General features: G+C 62.5%; 16 protein-coding genes and 1 pseudogene. 7 read left to right on the top strand and 10 right to left on the bottom strand.

What is annotated here, in order from left to right; translation table 11 throughout:
• Positions 1-413: 413 nt before the first annotated feature.
• Both ACJJV2_RS08650 and ACJJV2_RS08645 read right to left on the bottom strand, forming a co-directional pair.
• Positions 414-1,211 (bottom strand): DUF3306 domain-containing protein, encoded by a 798-nt coding sequence (locus ACJJV2_RS08650; protein WP_405280005.1) that lies wholly within the window; start codon positions 1,209-1,211, stop codon positions 414-416.
• Entirely contained in the window at positions 1,208-1,765 is a 558-nt protein-coding gene (locus ACJJV2_RS08645; RefSeq protein ID WP_405280002.1) for a DUF3305 domain-containing protein, read from the bottom strand. The genes ACJJV2_RS08650 and ACJJV2_RS08645 overlap by 4 nt, the downstream gene beginning before the upstream one ends.
• Positions 1,766-1,973: 208 nt before the next feature.
• Here ACJJV2_RS08645 and ACJJV2_RS08640 point away from each other — a divergent pair, with 208 nt between their 5' ends.
• Together ACJJV2_RS08640 and ACJJV2_RS08635 are read left to right on the top strand one after the other, a co-directional pair.
• On the top strand, positions 1,974-2,909 hold the full coding sequence (locus ACJJV2_RS08640; RefSeq protein WP_405280739.1) for a formate dehydrogenase accessory sulfurtransferase FdhD: 936 nt from the start codon (positions 1,974-1,976) through the stop codon (positions 2,907-2,909).
• A complete protein-coding gene (locus tag ACJJV2_RS08635) occupies positions 2,909-3,958 on the top strand; it encodes a substrate-binding domain-containing protein (RefSeq protein WP_405279999.1) in 1,050 nt (349 codons plus the stop codon). Before ACJJV2_RS08640 ends, ACJJV2_RS08635 begins: the two co-directional genes overlap by 1 nt.
• Positions 3,959-4,271: 313 nt before the next feature.
• Here the strand turns inward: ACJJV2_RS08635 and ACJJV2_RS08630 are convergent, their stop codons facing one another.
• Both ACJJV2_RS08630 and ACJJV2_RS08625 read right to left on the bottom strand, forming a co-directional pair.
• A complete protein-coding gene (locus ACJJV2_RS08630) occupies positions 4,272-4,910 on the bottom strand; it encodes a helix-turn-helix domain-containing protein (protein WP_054556712.1) in 639 nt (212 codons plus the stop codon).
• Positions 4,911-5,436: 526 nt separating this feature from the next.
• Positions 5,437-6,369 (bottom strand): annotated as a pseudogene (locus ACJJV2_RS08625) (histone deacetylase family protein); the annotation flags it as partial.
• A 201-nt stretch (positions 6,370-6,570) separates the two neighbouring features.
• On the opposite strand from ACJJV2_RS08625, the gene ACJJV2_RS08620 reads away from it, so the two are divergent.
• The 4 genes from ACJJV2_RS08620 to ACJJV2_RS08605 all read left to right on the top strand — a co-directional run bounded on the left by ACJJV2_RS08620 (position 6,571) and on the right by ACJJV2_RS08605 (position 13,259).
• A complete protein-coding gene (locus ACJJV2_RS08620; RefSeq protein WP_405279995.1) occupies positions 6,571-9,660 on the top strand; it encodes a GNAT family N-acetyltransferase in 3,090 nt (1,029 codons plus the stop codon).
• A 463-nt stretch (positions 9,661-10,123) separates the two neighbouring features.
• The gene (locus tag ACJJV2_RS08615; protein ID WP_043333554.1) at positions 10,124-11,332 is read left to right on the top strand and encodes a glycine betaine/L-proline ABC transporter ATP-binding protein; all 1,209 of its coding nucleotides are present in this window, start codon (positions 10,124-10,126) and stop codon (positions 11,330-11,332) included.
• Complete coding sequence (locus ACJJV2_RS08610; protein ID WP_043333557.1) at positions 11,329-12,186, top strand: proline/glycine betaine ABC transporter permease; 858 nt, start codon at positions 11,329-11,331, stop codon at positions 12,184-12,186. Before ACJJV2_RS08615 ends, ACJJV2_RS08610 begins: the two co-directional genes overlap by 4 nt.
• A gap of 152 nt (positions 12,187-12,338) precedes the next feature.
• Positions 12,339-13,259, top strand: coding sequence for a glycine betaine ABC transporter substrate-binding protein (locus ACJJV2_RS08605; RefSeq protein WP_405279991.1), 921 nt, complete (start codon positions 12,339-12,341; stop codon positions 13,257-13,259).
• Between the two features lie 153 nt (positions 13,260-13,412).
• Here the strand turns inward: ACJJV2_RS08605 and ACJJV2_RS08600 are convergent, their stop codons facing one another.
• From ACJJV2_RS08600 to ACJJV2_RS08580, 5 genes are all read right to left on the bottom strand, one after another.
• The gene (locus tag ACJJV2_RS08600; protein WP_054556709.1) at positions 13,413-14,084 is read right to left on the bottom strand and encodes an RluA family pseudouridine synthase; all 672 of its coding nucleotides are present in this window, start codon (positions 14,082-14,084) and stop codon (positions 13,413-13,415) included.
• Between the two features lie 86 nt (positions 14,085-14,170).
• The gene (locus ACJJV2_RS08595; protein WP_405279988.1) at positions 14,171-14,698 is read right to left on the bottom strand and encodes a hypothetical protein; all 528 of its coding nucleotides are present in this window, start codon (positions 14,696-14,698) and stop codon (positions 14,171-14,173) included.
• A gap of 316 nt (positions 14,699-15,014) precedes the next feature.
• Entirely contained in the window at positions 15,015-15,665 is a 651-nt protein-coding gene (gene pdxH / locus ACJJV2_RS08590) for a pyridoxamine 5'-phosphate oxidase (RefSeq protein WP_043333565.1), read from the bottom strand.
• A gap of 70 nt (positions 15,666-15,735) precedes the next feature.
• A complete protein-coding gene (locus ACJJV2_RS08585) occupies positions 15,736-16,110 on the bottom strand; it encodes a branched-chain amino acid transporter permease (protein WP_043333568.1) in 375 nt (124 codons plus the stop codon).
• A complete protein-coding gene (locus ACJJV2_RS08580) occupies positions 16,107-16,997 on the bottom strand; it encodes an AzlC family ABC transporter permease (RefSeq protein WP_405279984.1) in 891 nt (296 codons plus the stop codon). Before ACJJV2_RS08580 ends, ACJJV2_RS08585 begins: the two co-directional genes overlap by 4 nt.
• Positions 16,998-17,336: 339 nt before the next feature.
• Between ACJJV2_RS08580 and ACJJV2_RS08575 the strand changes: the two genes are divergently transcribed.
• Complete coding sequence (locus ACJJV2_RS08575; RefSeq protein WP_405279982.1) at positions 17,337-18,095, top strand: cytochrome b/b6 domain-containing protein; 759 nt, start codon at positions 17,337-17,339, stop codon at positions 18,093-18,095.
• 106 nt (positions 18,096-18,201) lie between these two features.
• Here ACJJV2_RS08575 and ACJJV2_RS08570 read toward each other — a convergent pair whose 3' ends face one another.
• A complete protein-coding gene (locus ACJJV2_RS08570) occupies positions 18,202-18,714 on the bottom strand; it encodes a c-type cytochrome (protein WP_405279980.1) in 513 nt (170 codons plus the stop codon).
• Positions 18,715-18,794 lie beyond the last annotated feature (80 nt).

Here is an 18,794-nt window from a genome sequence, read left to right as displayed (position 1 = left end):
TTTCGCGGTCAGAGCCGGGTCGGCGATCGACAGTCGTTCAGTGGGGGATTCATGACAGGCCAACCATCTTTGCATGCTGTTGATGACATTGACGTTTTCACGCCCGGCGAGAAGAGAGGCGCGGTCAGGTCGCGCAGGCACTCATCATCGCAGGCGGTTGACGCCAGTCATCATCTTCAAGGGTTGGCATGTCATGCTGAATCTTGCATGTGCGTTGCAGTCAGTGCGCCTTGATGAGGCGCGTCAGGGTGACCCATGAGGCATCAGGATGACCTCGGTCAGGCGTGTCCGGCTTACTCGTGGGTCATAATGACTCATGCTGGTTGTGCGGCGCGTCATCCTGACGCCCTGGCATCCTGAGCCCTGACGCGCTCAGCCCTGGCGCTGGAGGCGCTTATGGGGCCAGCCCCGGGTCACGGCTTGTGGCGGACGCCGCTGTCATCATCTGACGCGGGAGCAGGCTCACGCGAGTTTTCCGCAGGTATCGCTTGCGGGGCAGGCGACTCGAGTATCTCGTCGCTGGGCGTCGCGTGTGACTCGCCCACTGGCGTCTCACCGTCAGGCGCCTGCTCAGCGATCTTGTCGTCTGTCTCCAGGGTCGTATCCACCGCGGGTGTCTCGCTTGCCTCATCGAGCTTTTCCAGGCCTTCTTCGACCTTGCGGGTCCAGCTGCGCAAAGTGTCGGCGACACCTTCGGCGAGTGGGCGCATCTGGGAGAAGTCCTGGTCGTAGTCATCCAGCCCATCGCGCACCGAGTGCTCGCCCCCCATGAAGATGCGCCGCAGCGCACGCTGGCGTAGCGCCGGGTCCACGCCGCTCTGCATGAAGGCGCTGATGTCGGCGTCTGGTGTCAGGGTGTCGGGGTCTGGCAGCTCGATGACTGGCGCTTCAGCGTTGTCAGCGCCCGGTGCCTGCTGATCGCTCTCGGTTGATGCCTGCTCTGCTGGTTGTTCGGCTGCCTGTTCGGCTGCCGAGGAGGGGCTATCGCCGCCCAGGGCTTCGTGCTGCGAGCCGCGCGTTGCAGGGGGGGCAGCGCTATTGTCAGAGGCGACTCCCGCCTGTGGCGGCGGGAGGCTGTCGCCTTTGGTTCCCTCGGCGCTGTCCATCTGTGCCAGTTGGTCTTCACGTCGGCTGTCGCCTTGCTTGCGGCGTGACCAGCGCGAGAACAGGCCTTCATTGGCCCGGCTTGCGTTGTCGTCGTGCTGGCTCATGACGTGCTTTCCGTACCATCACCGGGCTGATGCGTCTTGTCGGGCGTCGCGGCGTGCTGCTCTGCCTGACTGGCGCGCCCGGCGCCCTTGCGTTTCTTCTTCTTGCCTTCGTCGAGTCGTTCGCCGTGACGCGCGAGGTAGGCTTCCAGCCACACCATCAAGGCCGGGGGCATCGGCACGTCCAGCACCAGCTGGTCGCCATCCATCCAATGCGATGCCACTTCCTGACAGGCCGTCACCACGCGGGGCTGCATGCCGTCGGCTTCGCGCTCATCGCATTGGACGAACAGACGCGGCTGCTCGCAGCGCAGGTTGTAGCGGTAATCGGTGCGCTCAGTCAGGTGAAGCTGCAGCGGCAGGATGCGGCGATGCGCTACTTCATCAGCGGCGGCAGGCTCTGCTACGTGCGATTCCATCTCTGGCGTTGCAGAGGGCGAGAGGTCGGCAATCCGCCAGGTGTCGATGCTGAAACGCCCCAGCTTCTGCGTGGTGGGTGCCAGGGTGACGCTCAACCAGCGGGTATCGTCACTACGGGGAGGGATGGACTCAGACATGGCTTCCTTGTTCACTGCTGTACCCGCAAGCGGGTCTGAAAAGAATGCTGCGATGGTGCTAGTGTGCAAGATACATGCCGGCGCATGCGATATCAGGGTCACCGTCAGTCAGTGCGGGGACAGCTCTGCCATCGGACTGGTACTCTACGGCGATTCAGCGCAAGAATTGCCATTCCAACCGGCTCGATCAGGGAGACCCGAGTTCATGATGCCCTCTGCACGGCCAGCGATCAGTCGCGCCACGCTACCCACCACGCTGGACATCGAAGTCATGGATGAGCGCGGCGAGCGCCATCGGCAGTCCATTGCCGCCGAGCGCTCGCTGACCATCTATCTCAATCGGCGCGAGATCGTCACCTTGATGACCCTGGGTGCCGAACCTGAGGCGTTGGTGGCCGGTTATCTGCGCAATCAGGGACTGCTGGGTGAGCTTGAGGACCTCGAGGCGCTGCAGGTGGACTGGGAAGTCGAGAGCGCCTCGGTGGTGACGCGTCATCTGCCCGAGGATATCGAGCAGCGCCTTGGCAAGCGCACCGTGACCACCGGCTGTGGGCAGGGCACGGTATTCGGCAATCTGCTGGAGCGCCAATCGCTGGCCGCGCTGGATGCAGGCCCCTTTAGCCAGGCCTTGTTGTATCGCCTGTTGGAGGCGCTGGCGGCGCACAACGCGACCTATCGCAAGGCCGGTGCGGTTCACGGCTGCGCCCTGTGTCGGGATGATGAGGTATTGGCGTTCATCGAGGATGTCGGCCGCCACAACGCCGTCGATACGCTGGCGGGGCTGAGCTGGTTGGCGCCCCTGAGTGATGATGACAGTGATTACCAGGGAGCCAACGTCTTCTACACCACCGGCCGCCTGACCTCCGAGATGGTACTGAAGGTGGCTCAGGCGGGGATCTCGGTGCTGGTCTCACGCTCCGGTGTCACGCAGAAGGGAGTGGAGCTGGCGGAGCGCTTTGGTGTGTTGTTGATCGCGCGCGCCAAGGGGCGCCACTTCCAGGCGGTGGACCCTGCCGGGCGGCTGGTGCTGGACGCCATTCCGCCGCTGCGTGCGGGTGACGCTCTCAAGTCATCGCGCCATGACGCGTCAGGCAAGCCATCTTCAGCAGACGGCGCAGCCGGACATGACAAGGGGGCGCAGTGATGAGTCGTCTTTCTTCGCCGCTGGGCGTCATACCCTCACAGAGCTTTTCCTCTGAACTCGGCGCGCCTTCAGGTGGCTCTGTCGCTGAGTCTTCAGGCGAGCCCCTGAATGCGGCCACCGGCCGGCAGGCTCCGGTCCCCCACGACAACCCCTTCTTGACGGTGCAGGAAGTCGCGCGTCTGCTGCATCTCAATGAGAAGAAGATCTATCAGCTGGCCAGTGACGGCACCATGCCGGCGACCAAGGTGACCGGCAAGTGGTTGTTTCCGAGGCGCCTGGTGGAGCAATGGATTCTCGAGTCCAGCCATCATGGTGTACTGGCGGATCGCCTGATGATCACCGGCAGTGATGACCCGCTGCTGGCGGCGCTCTCCATGCGCCTCAATCAGCAGCATGCTGGTAGCGCCTTCTATGGCATGAGCGTCACCGGCACGCGTCTGGGGCTTGATCTGCTCAGCCAGGGGCGTGCTGACGTCTGCGCCATTCACTGGGGGCGCGCTGAAGAGGCGGCGCTGCGTCATCCGGCGCTGATTCGCGGCCATGATGGCTATCGTCAGTGGGTGATGGTGCGGCTTGCGCGTCGTACCCAGGGGCTGATCATCCGCAATGATGATCGTCATCTGTCCATCGACCCCAGCGGCCTGTTCGGTTCGCAGCGGCGTTGGGCGGTGCGACAGGAGGGGGCAGGTTCGCAGCGCTTCCTGCAGGAGTGGCTGTCCGGCCATCAGATGCGTGCCGAGCAGCTCAACACCCTGGCGATCGCCTATTCCGAGCGTGAAGTGGCGTCGATGGTGGCGCGGGGCGAGGTGGATGTCGGCCCCGGCACGCTGTCGGCCGCCAATGAGTTCGGCCTCGGCTTCGTGCCGGTCTGTGAAGAGGCCTTCGATCTGGTGGTGCCGCGCAATGTCTACTTCCGCGATCTCTTCCAGGGATTGCTGGACTATCTGGCCACGCCGAATGGCATCCAGTTGGCGCAATCCCTCGGCGGCTATGATCTGCGCGAATGCGGTCAGTTGATCTGGCGCGGCGATGCCGCACAGCACGATTGAGACGCTTTGTAATGAGACGCTCGATAAACTGACCGCCTAGCGGATGCTGGCGGTCAGGACTCGGCGCAAGCCATGAGCGTCTTTGCGACATCCAAAAAAATCGCCCATTAGCGCATGGCTAGTGGGCGATTTTTTTATTTTGGACTGACGGCGAGCATGGTCAAGCAAGTCATTGTTTTGAATGGACCGGCCAGGTGACGCTCGCGTGAAGGCTATCTTTACGGTTTAGCTTCCTGCCAGTGCGTTACGTGGCTTGTCTCACTTCAACACAGCTCAGCTCACTTCAACACAGCCCAGCGCACTTCAAATCAGATCAGCTCGGATCCGAATCATTGCGAGTGCACACCGACAGCACGATGGCATCTTCTTCGCTGGTAGAAACCAGAGCGTGACCCATGTCGGAGTCGAAATAGATGCTGTCACCCTCACCCAGCGGCAAGGGTTCATAGAATTCCGAATAGAGCAGAATGCTGCCCGCCAAGACCATCAGGAACTCCTCGCCGTCGTGACGCACCCAATCGGGGAAGTCATCGAAGCTGCGCGCACGCACGCGAGTCTTGAAAGGAATCATGCGTTTCTGCGCCAGCTGCCAAGACAGCAGCTCGTGCTCATAGGTCGGTGTCGGGTGGGACTTGCCATCACCGACGCGCGTCAGGTCGCGACGCCCGAGAGTGCCACTCTGGCGCTTGGGCGGGCTCAGCAGCTGCGGCAGGTCGATGTTGAGACCATGAATCAGCTTCTGGACCGCCGTGAAGGTCGGCGAGATCTGCTCGTTCTCGATCTTGGACAATGTCGAGCGTGCCAGCCCCGTGCGCTGGCTGACATCTTCCAGCGTCCAATGATGGGAGAGGCGGATCTGCTTCACGCGTTCGCCAAGCTTCAGGGGCTCAACGAAGGGTTTGCGACCGGAGGCGATCCGGACGGCGGCGTCCTTGTCTGTCGGTGTGCTCATGAGAGTGGCTTCGCTATGGGCGTGATATTGGCGGCGTACGACTTCGGGTGTCGCAGCGCTGTCAGCTGGCGATAAAGTTTACTATCGGAAACTTTATCGCCAGCTTATCACAGCATGGCAAGCGCGCATCATCCCGACACGTAGCCAACATGGCTGTCCGCGACACCGAAGGCTCGCTGGTACTCCCGTGATGCAGCGACAGGTTTCCTGGCTGCGGGAAACCTGGCGCGAGGTGTGGAGTGCGCCAGGGGAAAAGTTACCGGTGCGGGGGATGCCCAGCGCTAGAACAGCCGGGCACTAGAGCAGCCAGACGCTAGAACAGCGGGTGGTCACGCTCATCCTCGGCGGGCTTGGCAAGCGGCGGCTGGACGCCGTCTGGCTTGCCAGAGGCGGAGCGAGGTGAGAGGGCATCCACGGGGGGAGGCGCGAGATCGAGCTGGTCTGGCTCGGGTTTGTTTGAGTTGGGTTGCTCTGACATGGGTTGCTCAGAAGGGCGATGGCTGCCGGCACGTGCATCGAGGCCATCCTGCATCGGCAAGCCCGCCAGCGCCTTGAGATGCGCCTCGGTGCTGCGCCCCAGCGCCTCCAGGCAATACCCGCCCTCCAGCACGGAGACGATACGCCCGTGGCAGTGACGCCGCGCGACATCCATTGCCAGCAGGGTGACCCAGTAATAGTCGTCATCTTCCAGGCACAGTTCCGCCATCGGGTCTTCGCGGTGTGCATCAAAGCCGGCCGAGATCAGGATCAACTCCGGCTTGAAGTCATCGAGCTTCTTCAGCCACTGGGCTTCAATGGCGCGCCGGAAGGCCAGCGAGCCGCTGCCTTCGCTCAGAGGCGTGTTGTGGATGTGCTCCCAGCGGCTCTCCAGGTAGCGCCACGGGTACATGGCGTCTTGGAACGAGGAGCACACCAGCGTATCGGGATCATGTTTGAAGATATCGACGGTGCCATTGCCCTGGTGCACATCGAAATCGAGGATTGCGATCCGCTTCACGCCGTAATGCTGGCGGGCGTGCAGGGCACCCACCGCCACGTTGTTGTAGAAGCAGAACCCCATCGCATCGGCGCGTTCGGCATGGTGGCCCGGTGGGCGCACGGCGCAGAAGACGTTGTCGGCCTGATCGCGCATCACCTGGTCGACCCCGCGTACTACCGCGCCGGCGGCCAGTCGCGCCGCGACCAGGCTATCGGCACACATCACGGTGTCTTCGTTGATGGTCAGCAGCTGCCCGGCCTGAGGCGGACATTTCTCCAGCGCCTGCAGGTGGCGCATGGGGTGCACGCGCGCCAGCTGCTCAAGCGTTGCCGCTCGCGCACTGTATTGCTGGACATGCTGAATCACGCCGCTCAGCGCCAGCTGACGCTCGATGGCCTGCAGACGCAGTGGGCTTTCGGGATGGGTGGGGCCCATGAAATGCTGACCGCAGTCGCGATGGGATATGTAGGAGGTGATCATCGGCATGCCTGCGTGAGTGTGCGGGTCATAATGGTCTGCACCATGACGTAACAGTAAGAGTCGTCAATGGCATGAGCCAGTCGCCGATGGTCTACCTTGTTTCACGCATGAAGGGCGCGAGGATGGCTGTTCAGACCTGCGCTTTCGCGGCATGCTGCTCATATCGCGCTGACGAGGCGCAACCGCTGACAGGACAAACCTATGGGAACGCGATTTCTGCGCAATTTCTTCGAGCCCGCCAGTATCGTGGTGATCGGCGCCTCGGAAAAGCCGCATTCACTGGGCGGGCAGGTACTGCGCAATCTGCTTGAAGGGGGCTTCAAGGGCGCCCTGACGGTGGTCAACCCCAAGGGATATGAGACGGTGCATGGCGTGGCGTGCGTCAAGCGGGTCAGTGAGCTGGAGCAGGTGCCGGACCTGGCCATTCTGTGCTCACCGCCGGATACCTTGCCGCGGGTGGTCGAGAAGCTGGGTCGGCGCGGCGTCAAGGCGGCGCTGCTGATTTCGGGAGGTGTCGCGCCGACGCCGGTCAGCTCGCTGGCCCGCGTCACCGGCAAGGGGCTTGAGATGCTGTCACGCCGCGACGGGCTGAACTTCTCTGCCCCGCGTCTGCCCGGTATTCACAGGTCCACTACTGGCAAGCCAGGCCCCGAACCCTCCGCCACCGAGTCGACGTCTTTGGATGAGGCCGGCGAGCCTGCCGCGTCGAGCGCCGAGCGCTACCCGCGGATCGCCGACAGCACGAACGACGTGCTGGATGCCTCGCAGGCCCGTGAGCCGGGGGTCGAAGTTCCGCGTATCCACCGTGATCAGGAAAGCCTCAACAGTCGGTTGCTCAAGGCCGCCCGTGGCAGTGGGATTCGCCTGCTCGGGCCGGAATGCATGGGCATCTGCGTGCCAAATCGGCACCTGAATGCCTCCTTCAGCGGGCAGCCTGTCGCCAAGGGCAAGGTCGCCTATCTCGGCCAGTCGGGGATGCTGGGCAATGCGATGATCGACTGGGCGGCGGGGCGCGGCATCGGCTTCTCGCATCTGGTGACCCTGGGCGACAGCGTCGATGTGATGCTGCCCGATCTGATCGACTACCTGAACCAGTACGGGCCGTCGCAGGCCTTGTTGTTGCACCTGGAGCGCATTCACGACCCGATGCACTTCATGACCGCGCTGCGCGAGGCGTCCCGCAATCGGCTGGTGCTGGCGATCAAGAGTGGCCGTACCCCAGAAGCCGACCTGTTCGGCACACATGTCACACGTGGTGTGCCCAACCGCGACCGGATCGTCGATGTTGCCCTCGCGCGTGCCGGGGTGGTGCGCGTCAATGATAGCGAAGACATGTTCGATGCGCTGGAGACGCTGAATCGCATGAAGCCGTTGCGCGGTGATCGACTGGCGATCGTCTCCAATGGGTTGGGCCCGGCCTTGCTGGCCATCGACAAGCTGATGGCGGGCGGCGGCAAGCTGGCCGAGCTGAGCGAGGAGAGCCGCCAGGCGCTGCTCAAGGCCGAGCTGGATGTCAGCCTGCCGGGGCGCAATCCGGTGGATCTGGGCGGCAATGCCACGCCGGAAGATTTCCTGGCCGCGGTCAACATCGTGGCCAATGACCGTGGCGTGGACGCCGTGCTGGTCGTGCATGCGCCGACACGCCTTGCTCCCTCACGGGCGACGGCCGAGGCGCTGGTGGCGCATCGCAAGCAATTCCGACGCAACCTGCTGACCAGCTGGATGGGGCTCGAACAGGCACTTTCGGCCCGCCATGAATGCCATCTGGCCGGCATCCCGACCTATCTGTCACCAGAGAAGGGCGTCAAGGCCTTCCTGCAGATGGTCGATTACCACCGTGTGCAGACACTGTTGCAGCAGACGCCGCCGAGTCTGGCCTTCTCGACCAGTGCCGAGATCCGCGCCCGCGCCCATGACCTGGTGCACAGCGCGCGGCGTGCGGGCCGGGAATGGTTGACCCACTCGGAGGCAGCGCAGGTGCTCGATACCTACGGCATCGCCACCGCACCGAGTCGCTATGTGCTCGACGCTGCCGAAGGCGCGCGCGCCATCGTCGAGTTGCAGCGTTCTGCCACGGATGACGACAAGCCTTCTCGACAGGGGCCCTACGCGCTGCGCGTGGTGCATGAACACAACAGCCAGCCGTTTCGTTATCGCCGCTACCCACAGCGGCTGTCTTCCGGCGTGGTGCAGGACCTTTCCGGTCCGGAGGATATCGCGCTGGCGATTCGCCGCATCACCCAGAAGGTGGCGGAGGGCGATGCCGAGCGCGGCCGCAGTGACCACGAGCGCACACGCATTCATGAGTTCTGTCTGCAGCCGATGCAGCGTGGCAAACACTCGCTGCAGTTGAGCGCAGGCATCACGCGCGATGACGAATTCGGCCCGGTGATCGTGTTCGGCATCGGCGGTTACAAGGTCAATGTGCTGGCGGACCGCCAGGTCGCCTTGCCGCCTCTCAACATGACACTGGCGCGTGAGCTGATATCGCGCAGCCATGCCTCCCGCCTGATCGCCGAGCACTCGCCGGACCCGGAGCGCGATTTCGAGCGCGTCAGCACGCTGTTGATCAAGCTCTCACAGTTGGCATCGGATTTGCCTGACATAAGAGGGTTGGAAATCAATCCGTTGTTGCTCAACCGCGAGGAGGCCGTGGCGGTGGACTTCGCGCTGGATCTCGGCAAACCGGCCCGTTTCGCGATCATGCCGTATCCGGAGGAGCTGCGTGAATGGGTGTCGCTGGACAATGGCATGCACGTCGAGGTGCGCCCGATACGCGGCGAGGATGCGCCCTTGATCACGGCCTTCCATGCCCGGCTCTCAGAGGAGAGCATTCGTTTCCGCTACTTCCATCACAAGGCAGCGCTGACGCAGCGAGATCTCGCGTTGCTTGCTCAGATCAATTACGACCGCCAGATGGCCTTCATCGCCGAGCGTGAAGTGGAAGCCCAGTCAGGTGAGTCGCCGCAGCGCGAGATGCTGGGGGTGGTGCGGGTATGGAATGACCCGGACAACATTCGCACCGAATTCTCCGTCATCATCCGTGATGACATGCAAGGCGAGGGAATCGGCAGTCTGCTGATGGAGAAGATGCTGCGCTATTGCCGCTCGCTGGGCACGCTGGAGATGGTCGGCAAAATCATGATCGACAACCACCCGATGCGTGCCCTGATGAAGCACCTCGGCTTCACCTGCCGCTACAACATGGAGGAGCAGGTCATCGATGCCAGCATCCGTCTCAACGAGCCAGTCAGTGATTGGCAGCGCCTGAGGCTGGAAGCCAAGGCCTGATGCGCCTTGTTGGTGCCTGGGCTTATTTGATAGACGCGTGCCTGGGCTTGTTGATAGGCGTGTGCGGAGGTTGTTCATGGGCGCATGCGTAGGCTTGCCAGGCGGTTCTCGGCAACACGCAATGCGTCAGGGGATGGAGAGCAATAGACCAATAACAACATGCAATGTCGTGATTCAGGGAGGTATCAGCAAGAAGCGTCAAGGGCATACCACCTTGGTCGTATAAACGTCTGTTCGTGTTTGAGCGCTTATCAATAAAACTGTATTGTAATTACAAATATAAGAATCCTTTATGGATAATGGCGCAGGGGATGACACAGTATTCTGTCAGCAGGTCGGCAAGCGATGCTTGCGGCCAGATTGCGCGATGTCAGCGGCAGGGCGAGCCATTCTCCCTGCCGGATTGAGTGCGTAATTGACAGAATCCGTGGATATTTCCTGCCCGCTGACGACAGGAAAGCCAATGACTGACACTCGCGACGTGAAGATTCGAGTGCGCAATCTGAGCAAGGTGTTCGGCAATCAGCCCGACAAGGCGCTCAAATTGCGTGATGAGGGCATGAAACGCCCCGAGATTCTCGAGAAGACTGGCCAGACGTTGGGGCTTTCCAACGTGGATTTCGATGTGATGGAAGGCGAGTTGCTGGTCATCATGGGGCTGTCCGGCTCCGGGAAATCGACCCTGATCCGCTGCCTGAACCGGTTGATCGAGCCGACGGAGGGCGAGATCCTCATCGATGGCGATGATGTCGCCAAGCTGGATGACAAGTCGCTGCTGCGCTGTCGTCGCAAGCATTTCTCGATGGTGTTCCAGAATTTCGCGCTCTTCCCGCACCGCACCGTGCAGCAGAATGCCGAGTTCGGGCTTGAGGTGCGCGGCGAGGAGAAGGAAGTCTGTTATCAGCGCGGTCGCGATGCGCTCAAGCAGGTCGGCCTTGATGGTTGGGAAGATGCCTACCCCAGCCAGCTCTCCGGCGGCATGCAACAACGTGTCGGCCTGGCACGAGCGCTGGCCAACGACTCCACGGTGCTGTTGATGGATGAGGCCTTCTCGGCGCTTGATCCCCTGATCCGCAAGGACATGCAGCAGGAATTGCTGGCGCTGCAGCACAAGATGAAGAAGACCACCATCTTCATCACCCACGATCTTGATGAAGCCCTCTCCATCGGCGACCGCATCATCCTGCTCAAGGATGGCGAGATCGTGCAGATCGGCTCCCCCGAAAGCATCCTCACTTCCCCGGCCAATGATTATGTGGCGCGCTTCGTCGAAGGCGTCGACATGTCGCGCATCCTCACTGCCCGCTCGGCGATGACCGATGTGCGGGCCACCGCACGTGATGATGATGGCCCGCGCACGGCGCTGCGCAAGATGGGCGACAACGGCCTCGACAGCCTGTTCGTGGTGCGCCGCGATCGCACGGTACTCGGGATCATCACCGCCGAGGATACCGAACGTGCCGTGCGCGAGAATCTCACCGATCTCTCGAGCATCATCCACTCCGATTGCTGTCAGGTCTCGCCGGAAGAACCGCTGCACAACCTGTTCGCGATGTTTGCCGGCCATCACCATCCGCTGGCGGTGGTCGATGAGCAATCCCGCCTGTTGGGCGTGGTGATCAAAGGGTCCGTACTCGCGGAACTGGCGGAAGCAGGGGAGGCACACGCATGAGCGACGCAACCGGTTTTACCATCCCGAAGATAGAGCTGGGTGACTGGATCGAGACGGGGCTTGATTACCTGACGACCAACTACTCCAGCATCACGCGCGGTATCTCCAAGTTCACCGAGACCGGCATCGACGTCCTGAACGATGCGCTGATGTGGCTGCCCGAGTGGGCGCTGATCGCCCTGGTGACGCTGCTGTGCTGGCGGCTGGCCGGCACGCGCCTGGCCATCGGCTCCGTACTGGGGCTGGGACTGATCTGGAACCTGGATCTGTGGGACCCGATGATCGAATCGCTGACCCTGGTGGTGATCGCCACCCTGGTCGCCGTGGTCATCGCGGTACCGCTGGGGATACTGGCGGCACTCTCGGACCGCTTCTACAAGGTCATCATGCCGGTGCTGGATTTCATGCAGACGATGCCGGCCTTCGTTTACCTGATTCCGGCGATTCCCTTCTTCGGCATCGGCTCGGTCTCCGCCATCTTCGCCACCGTGATCTTCTCGATGCCGCCGGCGATTCGCTTCACCACGCTGGGCATTCGTCAGGTGCCCAATGACCTGATCGAAGCGGCCGATGCATTCGGTGCCACCCGCAGCCAGAAGCTCTTCAAGCTGCAGCTGCCGCTTTCCCTGCCCACCGTGATGGCCGGCATCAACCAGACCATCATGCTGGCACTGTCGATGGTGGTGATCGCGGCCATGATCGGCGCCGATGGCCTGGGGAATGAGGTCTGGAAAGCCATCCAGCGCCTGCGCCCGGGAGATGGTTTCGAAGCGGGCATCGCGGTGGTCATCCTGGCCATGCTGCTCGACCGCCTGACCCAGACCTTCAGCAAGGAAAAGAAGCCCCGTTCATGAGGGGATTCACCGGCGGCCTCCGTGTATTGCCTGGCGATGCGGAGGCCGCCTCGAGCACTTTCCATACCCGACTCAACGTTTGGCCGTCGTCACGCGTTTTCGATAGGCGTGCTTCGACAAACAATGAGTAAATTCGAATAAAGGGGAAAATGATGAACAAGCAAGATGCCTCCCGCACTACCTTGAACGTCACCGCGAAGATGAATGCCGCCACCAAGGCATTGCTGCTCGGCGCTGTCATGTCCTCCTCACTGGTCGGGGCAAGCGCCGTGTATGCCGCCGGTGACAAGGGCGATGTGACGCTGGCCTACGTCGAATGGTCCTCTGAAGTCGCCTCCACCAATGTGGTCAAGGCAGTGCTCGAATCACAGGGCTACAACGTCGAACTCAAGGCGCTGTCTGCGGCGGCGATGTTCCAGGCAGTCGCCTTCGGCGATGCCGATGGCATGGTCGGTGCGTGGCTCCCCACCACCCACGAAGACTACATGGCCAAGATCGCCGACAAGGTCGACGACCTGGGCGTCAACCTCGAAGGCACCAAGCTCGGGCTGGTCGTGCCGTCCTACAGCAAGCTCGAGACCATCGACGACATCAAGACCCACGCCGAGGATATCGATGAGCGCATCGTCGGCATCGAGCCGGGCGCAGGTCTGACGCGTCTGACCGAGCAGGTGCTTGAGGACTACGATCTCGAGGACATCGACCTGACCACCGGCAGCGGGGCGACCATGACCGCCGCGCTGAGCAATGCGATCAAGGGTGAGCGTGAGATCGTCGTCACTGGCTGGACGCCGCATTGGATGTTCGCCCGCTGGGACCTCAAGTACCTGGATGACCCGAAGGGGGTCTACGGCGGTGCCGAGGAGATTCACACCCTGGCGCGCAAGGGACTCGAGGAAGACATGCCGGAGGTCTACGCGATTCTCGACAACTTCGCCTGGACGCCGGCTGACATGGGCGAAGTGATGCTCAACAACCAGGAAGACGACGCTGACCCCTACGAAACCGCCAAGGCGTGGGTGGAAAGCCATCAGGATATCGTCAAGGAATGGCTGCCGGCCGCGGCTGAGTGATGCCTGGCGTGACTCACTGAGTCATGAATGACGAAACGCCCCTACAGGGTCTCCTGTGGGGGCGTTTCGTTGTGTGCCTGCAAAAGACGCGTCGTTCACCCCGGGCGAGCGGGAGCGGAATGGCTCAGCCTGACCTGATCAGAACGGGCGGGCTCAGAAAGGACAGGGACTGCGCACTTCCATGCGCTCACCACTCACCGGGTGATCGAAGCTGATCATCTCGGCATGCAGCATCAGGCGCTCGGCCATGAAAAAGGCCTCATCCGTCGCATAGAGGTCGCAGCCCAGGATCGGGTGGCCGATCTGCTGGCTATGGATGCGCAACTGATGCGTGCGACCTGACACCGGCGTGAATTCGACTCGCGTGCGCGCCGGATTCTCCAGGCGCTCGATGACGCGGAAATCGCTGATGGCGGTCTTGCCGGTCTCGTGGCAGATCTTCTGCAGCGGGAACTGGTCGACGTCCTTGGCGATGGGCAGCGAGATGCGCCCGCTGTCCTCCTCGAGATGGCCATGCAGGATCGCGGTGTAGGACTTGCCGATGTTGCGGTCCTGAAACTGGCGCGTCAGGTTGCCGTTGGCCGGCTTGTTGAGCGCGACCAGCATGATGCCCGAGGTGCCGAAATCCAGCCGATGCAGCAGCTTGGCGCTGGGATATTCCTTGACCAGGCGATGATGCAGCGAATCCAGATTGAGCGGATGCTTGCCGGAAAGGCTGAGCAGGCCACTGGGCTTGTGGATCAGCAGGATGTCATCGTCGGCGTACAGAACCGCGTAGGTTTCGTGGCAGACGGGAACGATGAACGGGTCGGCTTGTGGCTGCATAAAGGCTCGTCAGTGACGTCAAGGGGGGGCGGGGCGAAACGGCAAGTGGGCGCAAGCGCTGGCGTGGTCTAGAGCGTTGGCATGGTCTAAAGCGCGATATCCTGCCAGTGATACTCGTACTCATCGTCCTCACCATCCTCTGGCGCACGACCGATGAAGAGGCTGGCGGTAAAGGCGCGCACGAAGATCACCTGGCTGCCATCCAGTGCGGTCAGCAGCTCACCCTTCTTGAGCTTCTTGATCTTGCGCTTGCGTGCTGCGGCAGCATCACGCGCCGCGCGGGTGTCGGCGCGCCACTGGGCGGCAATCTCACCGGGCGCTGTCGACTGTTCGAGCAGCTCCTCGGGGCATTGCAGCGGAATGTCTGGCGTGCCCTCGTCACGGATATGGTATTCCCAGCGGCTGGGGTCCCCGTTCCTGGGTGCCTGCATCAGGTGCTGGCGAATGAAGGTATGGCCGTGAGGGTGTTCCAGCACGGTATACAGCACATTGCCGACCACGGCGTGATCGACCAGCGAGATGCCATGACTGTCGGACGGCGTATAACCGGCCAGCAGACGGTCTACCAGTGTCTGGCGTGCCACCTTGGGGGTGCCGCTGTCATCCCAGGCCATGAAGCCTCCAATCTGAGCGTGTCTGGCATCGCAGGCCATGTCGGATGCGCCGGTGAAGGACGCAGGCTGACTGGCGTTCGAGAGGCCGAAAGGGCGGCCATTGTCCGGCTTGTGCCCGGCGAGGGCAAGCCGCTGAACGCGCGAATCTGCACCTGCGGGGTCTCAAGGCTAGCGCAAGCGATAACACAAGCGGCAGCCCGGACGGCGCCCCGTACGGTAACCCGAACGGCAACGCAAGAGGCCCCGCATGAGCGGAGCCTCGAGAAGAGCGCCTGTTGTGGCACAGACTGGCTAGCGGCAGAGACTGGCTAGCGGGTCAGGGCGCCAGCAGTTGCTTGTGCCATTCGCCGTCTTCCGTGTCCAGGCGCTGGTAGCGCACGCGATCGTGCAGGCGCGAGGGCTGCCCCTGCCAGAATTCGATCATTTCCGGCACCACGCGATAGCCGCCCCAATGCTCCGGACGCGGTACCTCGGTGGTGGCATAGACCTGCTCGAAGCGACCCTGGCGCTCGCTGAGCCATTCGCGATCGGGAATCTCGACACTCTGCTGCGAGACCCAAGCGCCCAGCTGGCTCTCCTTGGGGCGTGAGGCGAAGTACTGATCGGAGGTGGCGTCCGCGACCTTCTCGACGCTGCCTTCGATACGCACCTGGCGCTCCAGCGCGGGCCACCAGAAGGTCAGCGCGGCGAAGGGCACATTGGCCAGTTCGCTGCCCTTGTGGCTCTGATAGTTGGTATAGAAGATGAAGCCTTCACTGTCGCAGCCCTTGAGCAGCACGATGCGCGCATGCGGCTTGCCCTGGCTGTCGACGGTGGAGAGCGTCATGACATTGGCGTCGTTGTCATCGGCGGACAGGGCGCTGGTCAACCACTCCTGAAACAGCTCGAAGGGCTCCAGCGGTGTGTTCGCAAGGCTCAGGCCATCACCGGAATAGGTTCTGCGCACATCGGCGATATCGCGGTTCATGGTGGGCTCCCTTGATGAATTGCTCATGTAATGACATGACTGTGACCGCTCACGTGCTGGATCGCAAGCCTCAGACACCGCCCAGCTGCAGCCACGCCATGTAAAGCCCGGTACCGACGGCAATCGAGAGCAGCGCATTGCGTCGCCACAGATGCAGTCCTGCCACGCAGAGGGCCGCGACCAGCATGCCAGCGCCCTCGGCGCTCTCAAGCCAGCTTTGCCAGGCCGAGATACGGTGCGCGGACTCTGACATGTCAGGCAGTTGCATGGCCGACAGCGAGACGATGATCAGCACGACCATGACGATGGCCGGCAGATAGCGGCCCATATGCAGAATCAGCGGATGGGCCGAATGGCGGGACAGAAACACGAAGGGCAGCGCGCGCGTGGCGAAGGTCGCACCGGCTGACACGGCGATCAACAGCAAGGCCTGCAGGGTCGTCATGGGGTGGTGTGCTCCGAGGCTTGATTGTGCTCAGTCTGGCGCGCGCCAGACTTGCCGTGTGGGGGATGATCGTCACGCGGGGCAGGCGTGACGTGTGGCTGATGTTTGCCACGCTGGTAATGATACTGCCCGAGCAACAGAGCGCAGGCTGCCGCGATGCTGCCCAGCAACAGCTGATCTTCCGGCAGCAGCCACAGGCCCGCGAGCGTGACCAGCAGGCCGAGCATGAAGGGCCAGCGCTCGCGCAGGGCGAACCATTGTTCGATGCCCAGCACCACGAACAGCGCCGTCAACGCGAACTCGATGCCGCTGCTGTCAAAGCTGAGCTGTCCAGCTGCCAGACCCAGCAGCGTCCCCAGTACCCACCAGGATTGGTTGAGGAAGGTGATGCGCAACATCAGGCGCTGGTCATCACGGCGCGCCACGGGATCATCGCGTTCGCCGCTGCGCGGCAGGCTGGCCAGCAGCGAGTAGGTTTCATCGGTCAGCCCGAAGATGAGGTAGAGCTTGCCAAGGCCCGCCGCGCGGAAGCGCTCCAGCAACGACAGGCCGTAGAAGAGGTGGCGCGAATTGAGCAGCAGCGTGGCCACGAAGACCTCGGTGATGCCGGCGCCTGCACCGAGCAAGGCTACCGCCAGGAACTGGCCGGCCCCGGCCAGGATGACCAGTGACATGAGAAGGCCCAGCCAGGGACTCAAGGGCAGCTGGGTGAACAGCACGCCGAAGGCAGCGCCCAGCGGGATATAGCCGAACATCACCGGCAGGGTCTGGTTGAGTGCCTGTTGCCATAGGTGGCGACCGCTGACTGGTTGCCGGGTAGGCGAGCCCGCACCGGCGGCGTCGTCCCGGGAGGCGTGCGAGGTACTGGCCGTGGATGGCGATGACATGGCGAGAGTTCCGTTCTGCGCAGGCGGGGTGAAGACGGGCGACACATGCAGGGGGCCTTCAAGAGGCCGAGTCCCGGCAAGCCGCAGACAATCTACGCAGCATATAATGTCATCAAGCGTCAGGCGATGCTGCCAAGGTGGCAGCTGGCAGTGGAAAGTGCTGAATCAGCGCTTTATTGCTGATATTTCACATGTCTCATGGCGGCAGGGCGGATTGATTTACCGTGGGTCGCCAGGTCACGGCCACCTATACTGGTCTGTAGCTACGTATTGGCTGCCTATCGCTGCCTTGCCCTGTGCCGTGCCATCAAAGGTTCATTCGCTGAGGGAGTCATCAGGATGAGTTCGAACCGATCCCGCAAGTCCTCGACTGAGACGTCGCTTCTTGATCAGGGCGAGCCTTCGCCGCTGCGCAGTGTCGTGATCTGGGGGCTGGCCATCCGGCTGTTTCACCTGCTGCTGATTCTGGCGATCATCGGCATGTGGTACACCGCCGAGGTGGGTGCAGGGCTCGATTTTCCGATGGTCTGGCACGCACGGTTGGGATATTGCGTGATCGGGCTGGCGGTGTTTCGTCTCATCTGGGGGCTGACGGGCAGCGGGCATGCTCGCTTCAGCCGCTTCGTGGCGTCACCGCGCACGACCTGGCGCTACGCCGGTGACTTTCTGGCGGGGCGCGCGCCACGCCATGCAGGCCACAATCCCCTGGGTGGCTGGATGACGCTGGCCATGTTGCTGGTGCTGGCGATTCAGGGATCGAGCGGGCTGTTTCTGACCGATGATCTGCTGTTCGAAGGGCCCCTGCATGACCGGGTCCCAGCGAGTGTCGCCGAGGGGCTGGCCTGGGTGCATCACACCAATATCACGCTGCTGTGGGGGCTGATCGCCCTGCATCTGATGGCCATCGTCTGGCACGGCCTGCGCGGTGAGTGGTTGATCTGGGCGATGGTGCATGGTCGCAAGCATTTCAGGCGCGATGAATCGGTAGTGGATGAGGGCGAGCCAGTATCACCTTCACGGACACCTAAGTGGCTCGCGCTGGGGTTGGCGATCGGTATTGCCGTTCTGGTCATCTGGCAGGGGGCGCAGTTGCCGTAAGCTCTGCTCACTCCTGCTCTCGCCCTCAAGTATGCCAAGACGCAAAAGCGCCGCCACGAGCAATCTCATGGCGGCGCTTTTGCGTCTTGAAGGAGCTTTGGCTATCTCAGTCAGCGCGATACTGCTGATGACAGCCCTTGCAGGTCTTGGCTGTCTCGACGAACTGGCTGCGCAGGGCGTCAAGGTCCTGACTGGCGGCGGCGTCAGCCAATGCCCGGCTCTGGGTCATCAGCGCCTCGGCACGCTTGTCGAAGCCTGCACGGTCGCTCTCTATCTTGCTCAGCGCGTCGGTATCACCGTCGTAGGAACCGGCGATGAAGCCCTCCCATGGCATCTGAGCCAACAGCGCCAGTCGCTCGGCGCGGGTGCGAAACTCCTCGGCATCATAATCCTGCTTGCCCTTGACCATCGCACCCATCGGACTGAACTGCCACGCCAGCGTCTGGAAGACTGCCTGGCGATACTGGATGGCATCTTCCGTCTTGTCAGCCAGTGCCGCTGGCGACGCCAACAGGCTGGCAAGCACCACGCCAGCCGCCAGCACGCCAGTGGTCAGGCAGTTGCGCGCTACGCCCGCAGGGCGGTAGCGCGAAATGCCCGCAGGGCGGTAAAAAGACAAGTGTGTTGTCAGGCCGATCATGGCAAAGCCTCGCTGTGGTCAACTCGCAAAGCCGATACAGCATGGGCGGCTCGCGATGG

This window comes from Cobetia sp. Ld8, assembly GCF_045066615.1.
GTDB lineage: Bacteria > Pseudomonadota > Gammaproteobacteria > Pseudomonadales > Halomonadaceae > Cobetia > Cobetia amphilecti.
Note: the sequence above shows the minus strand (reverse complement) of the source record. Positions and strands in the feature narration are given on the sequence as shown.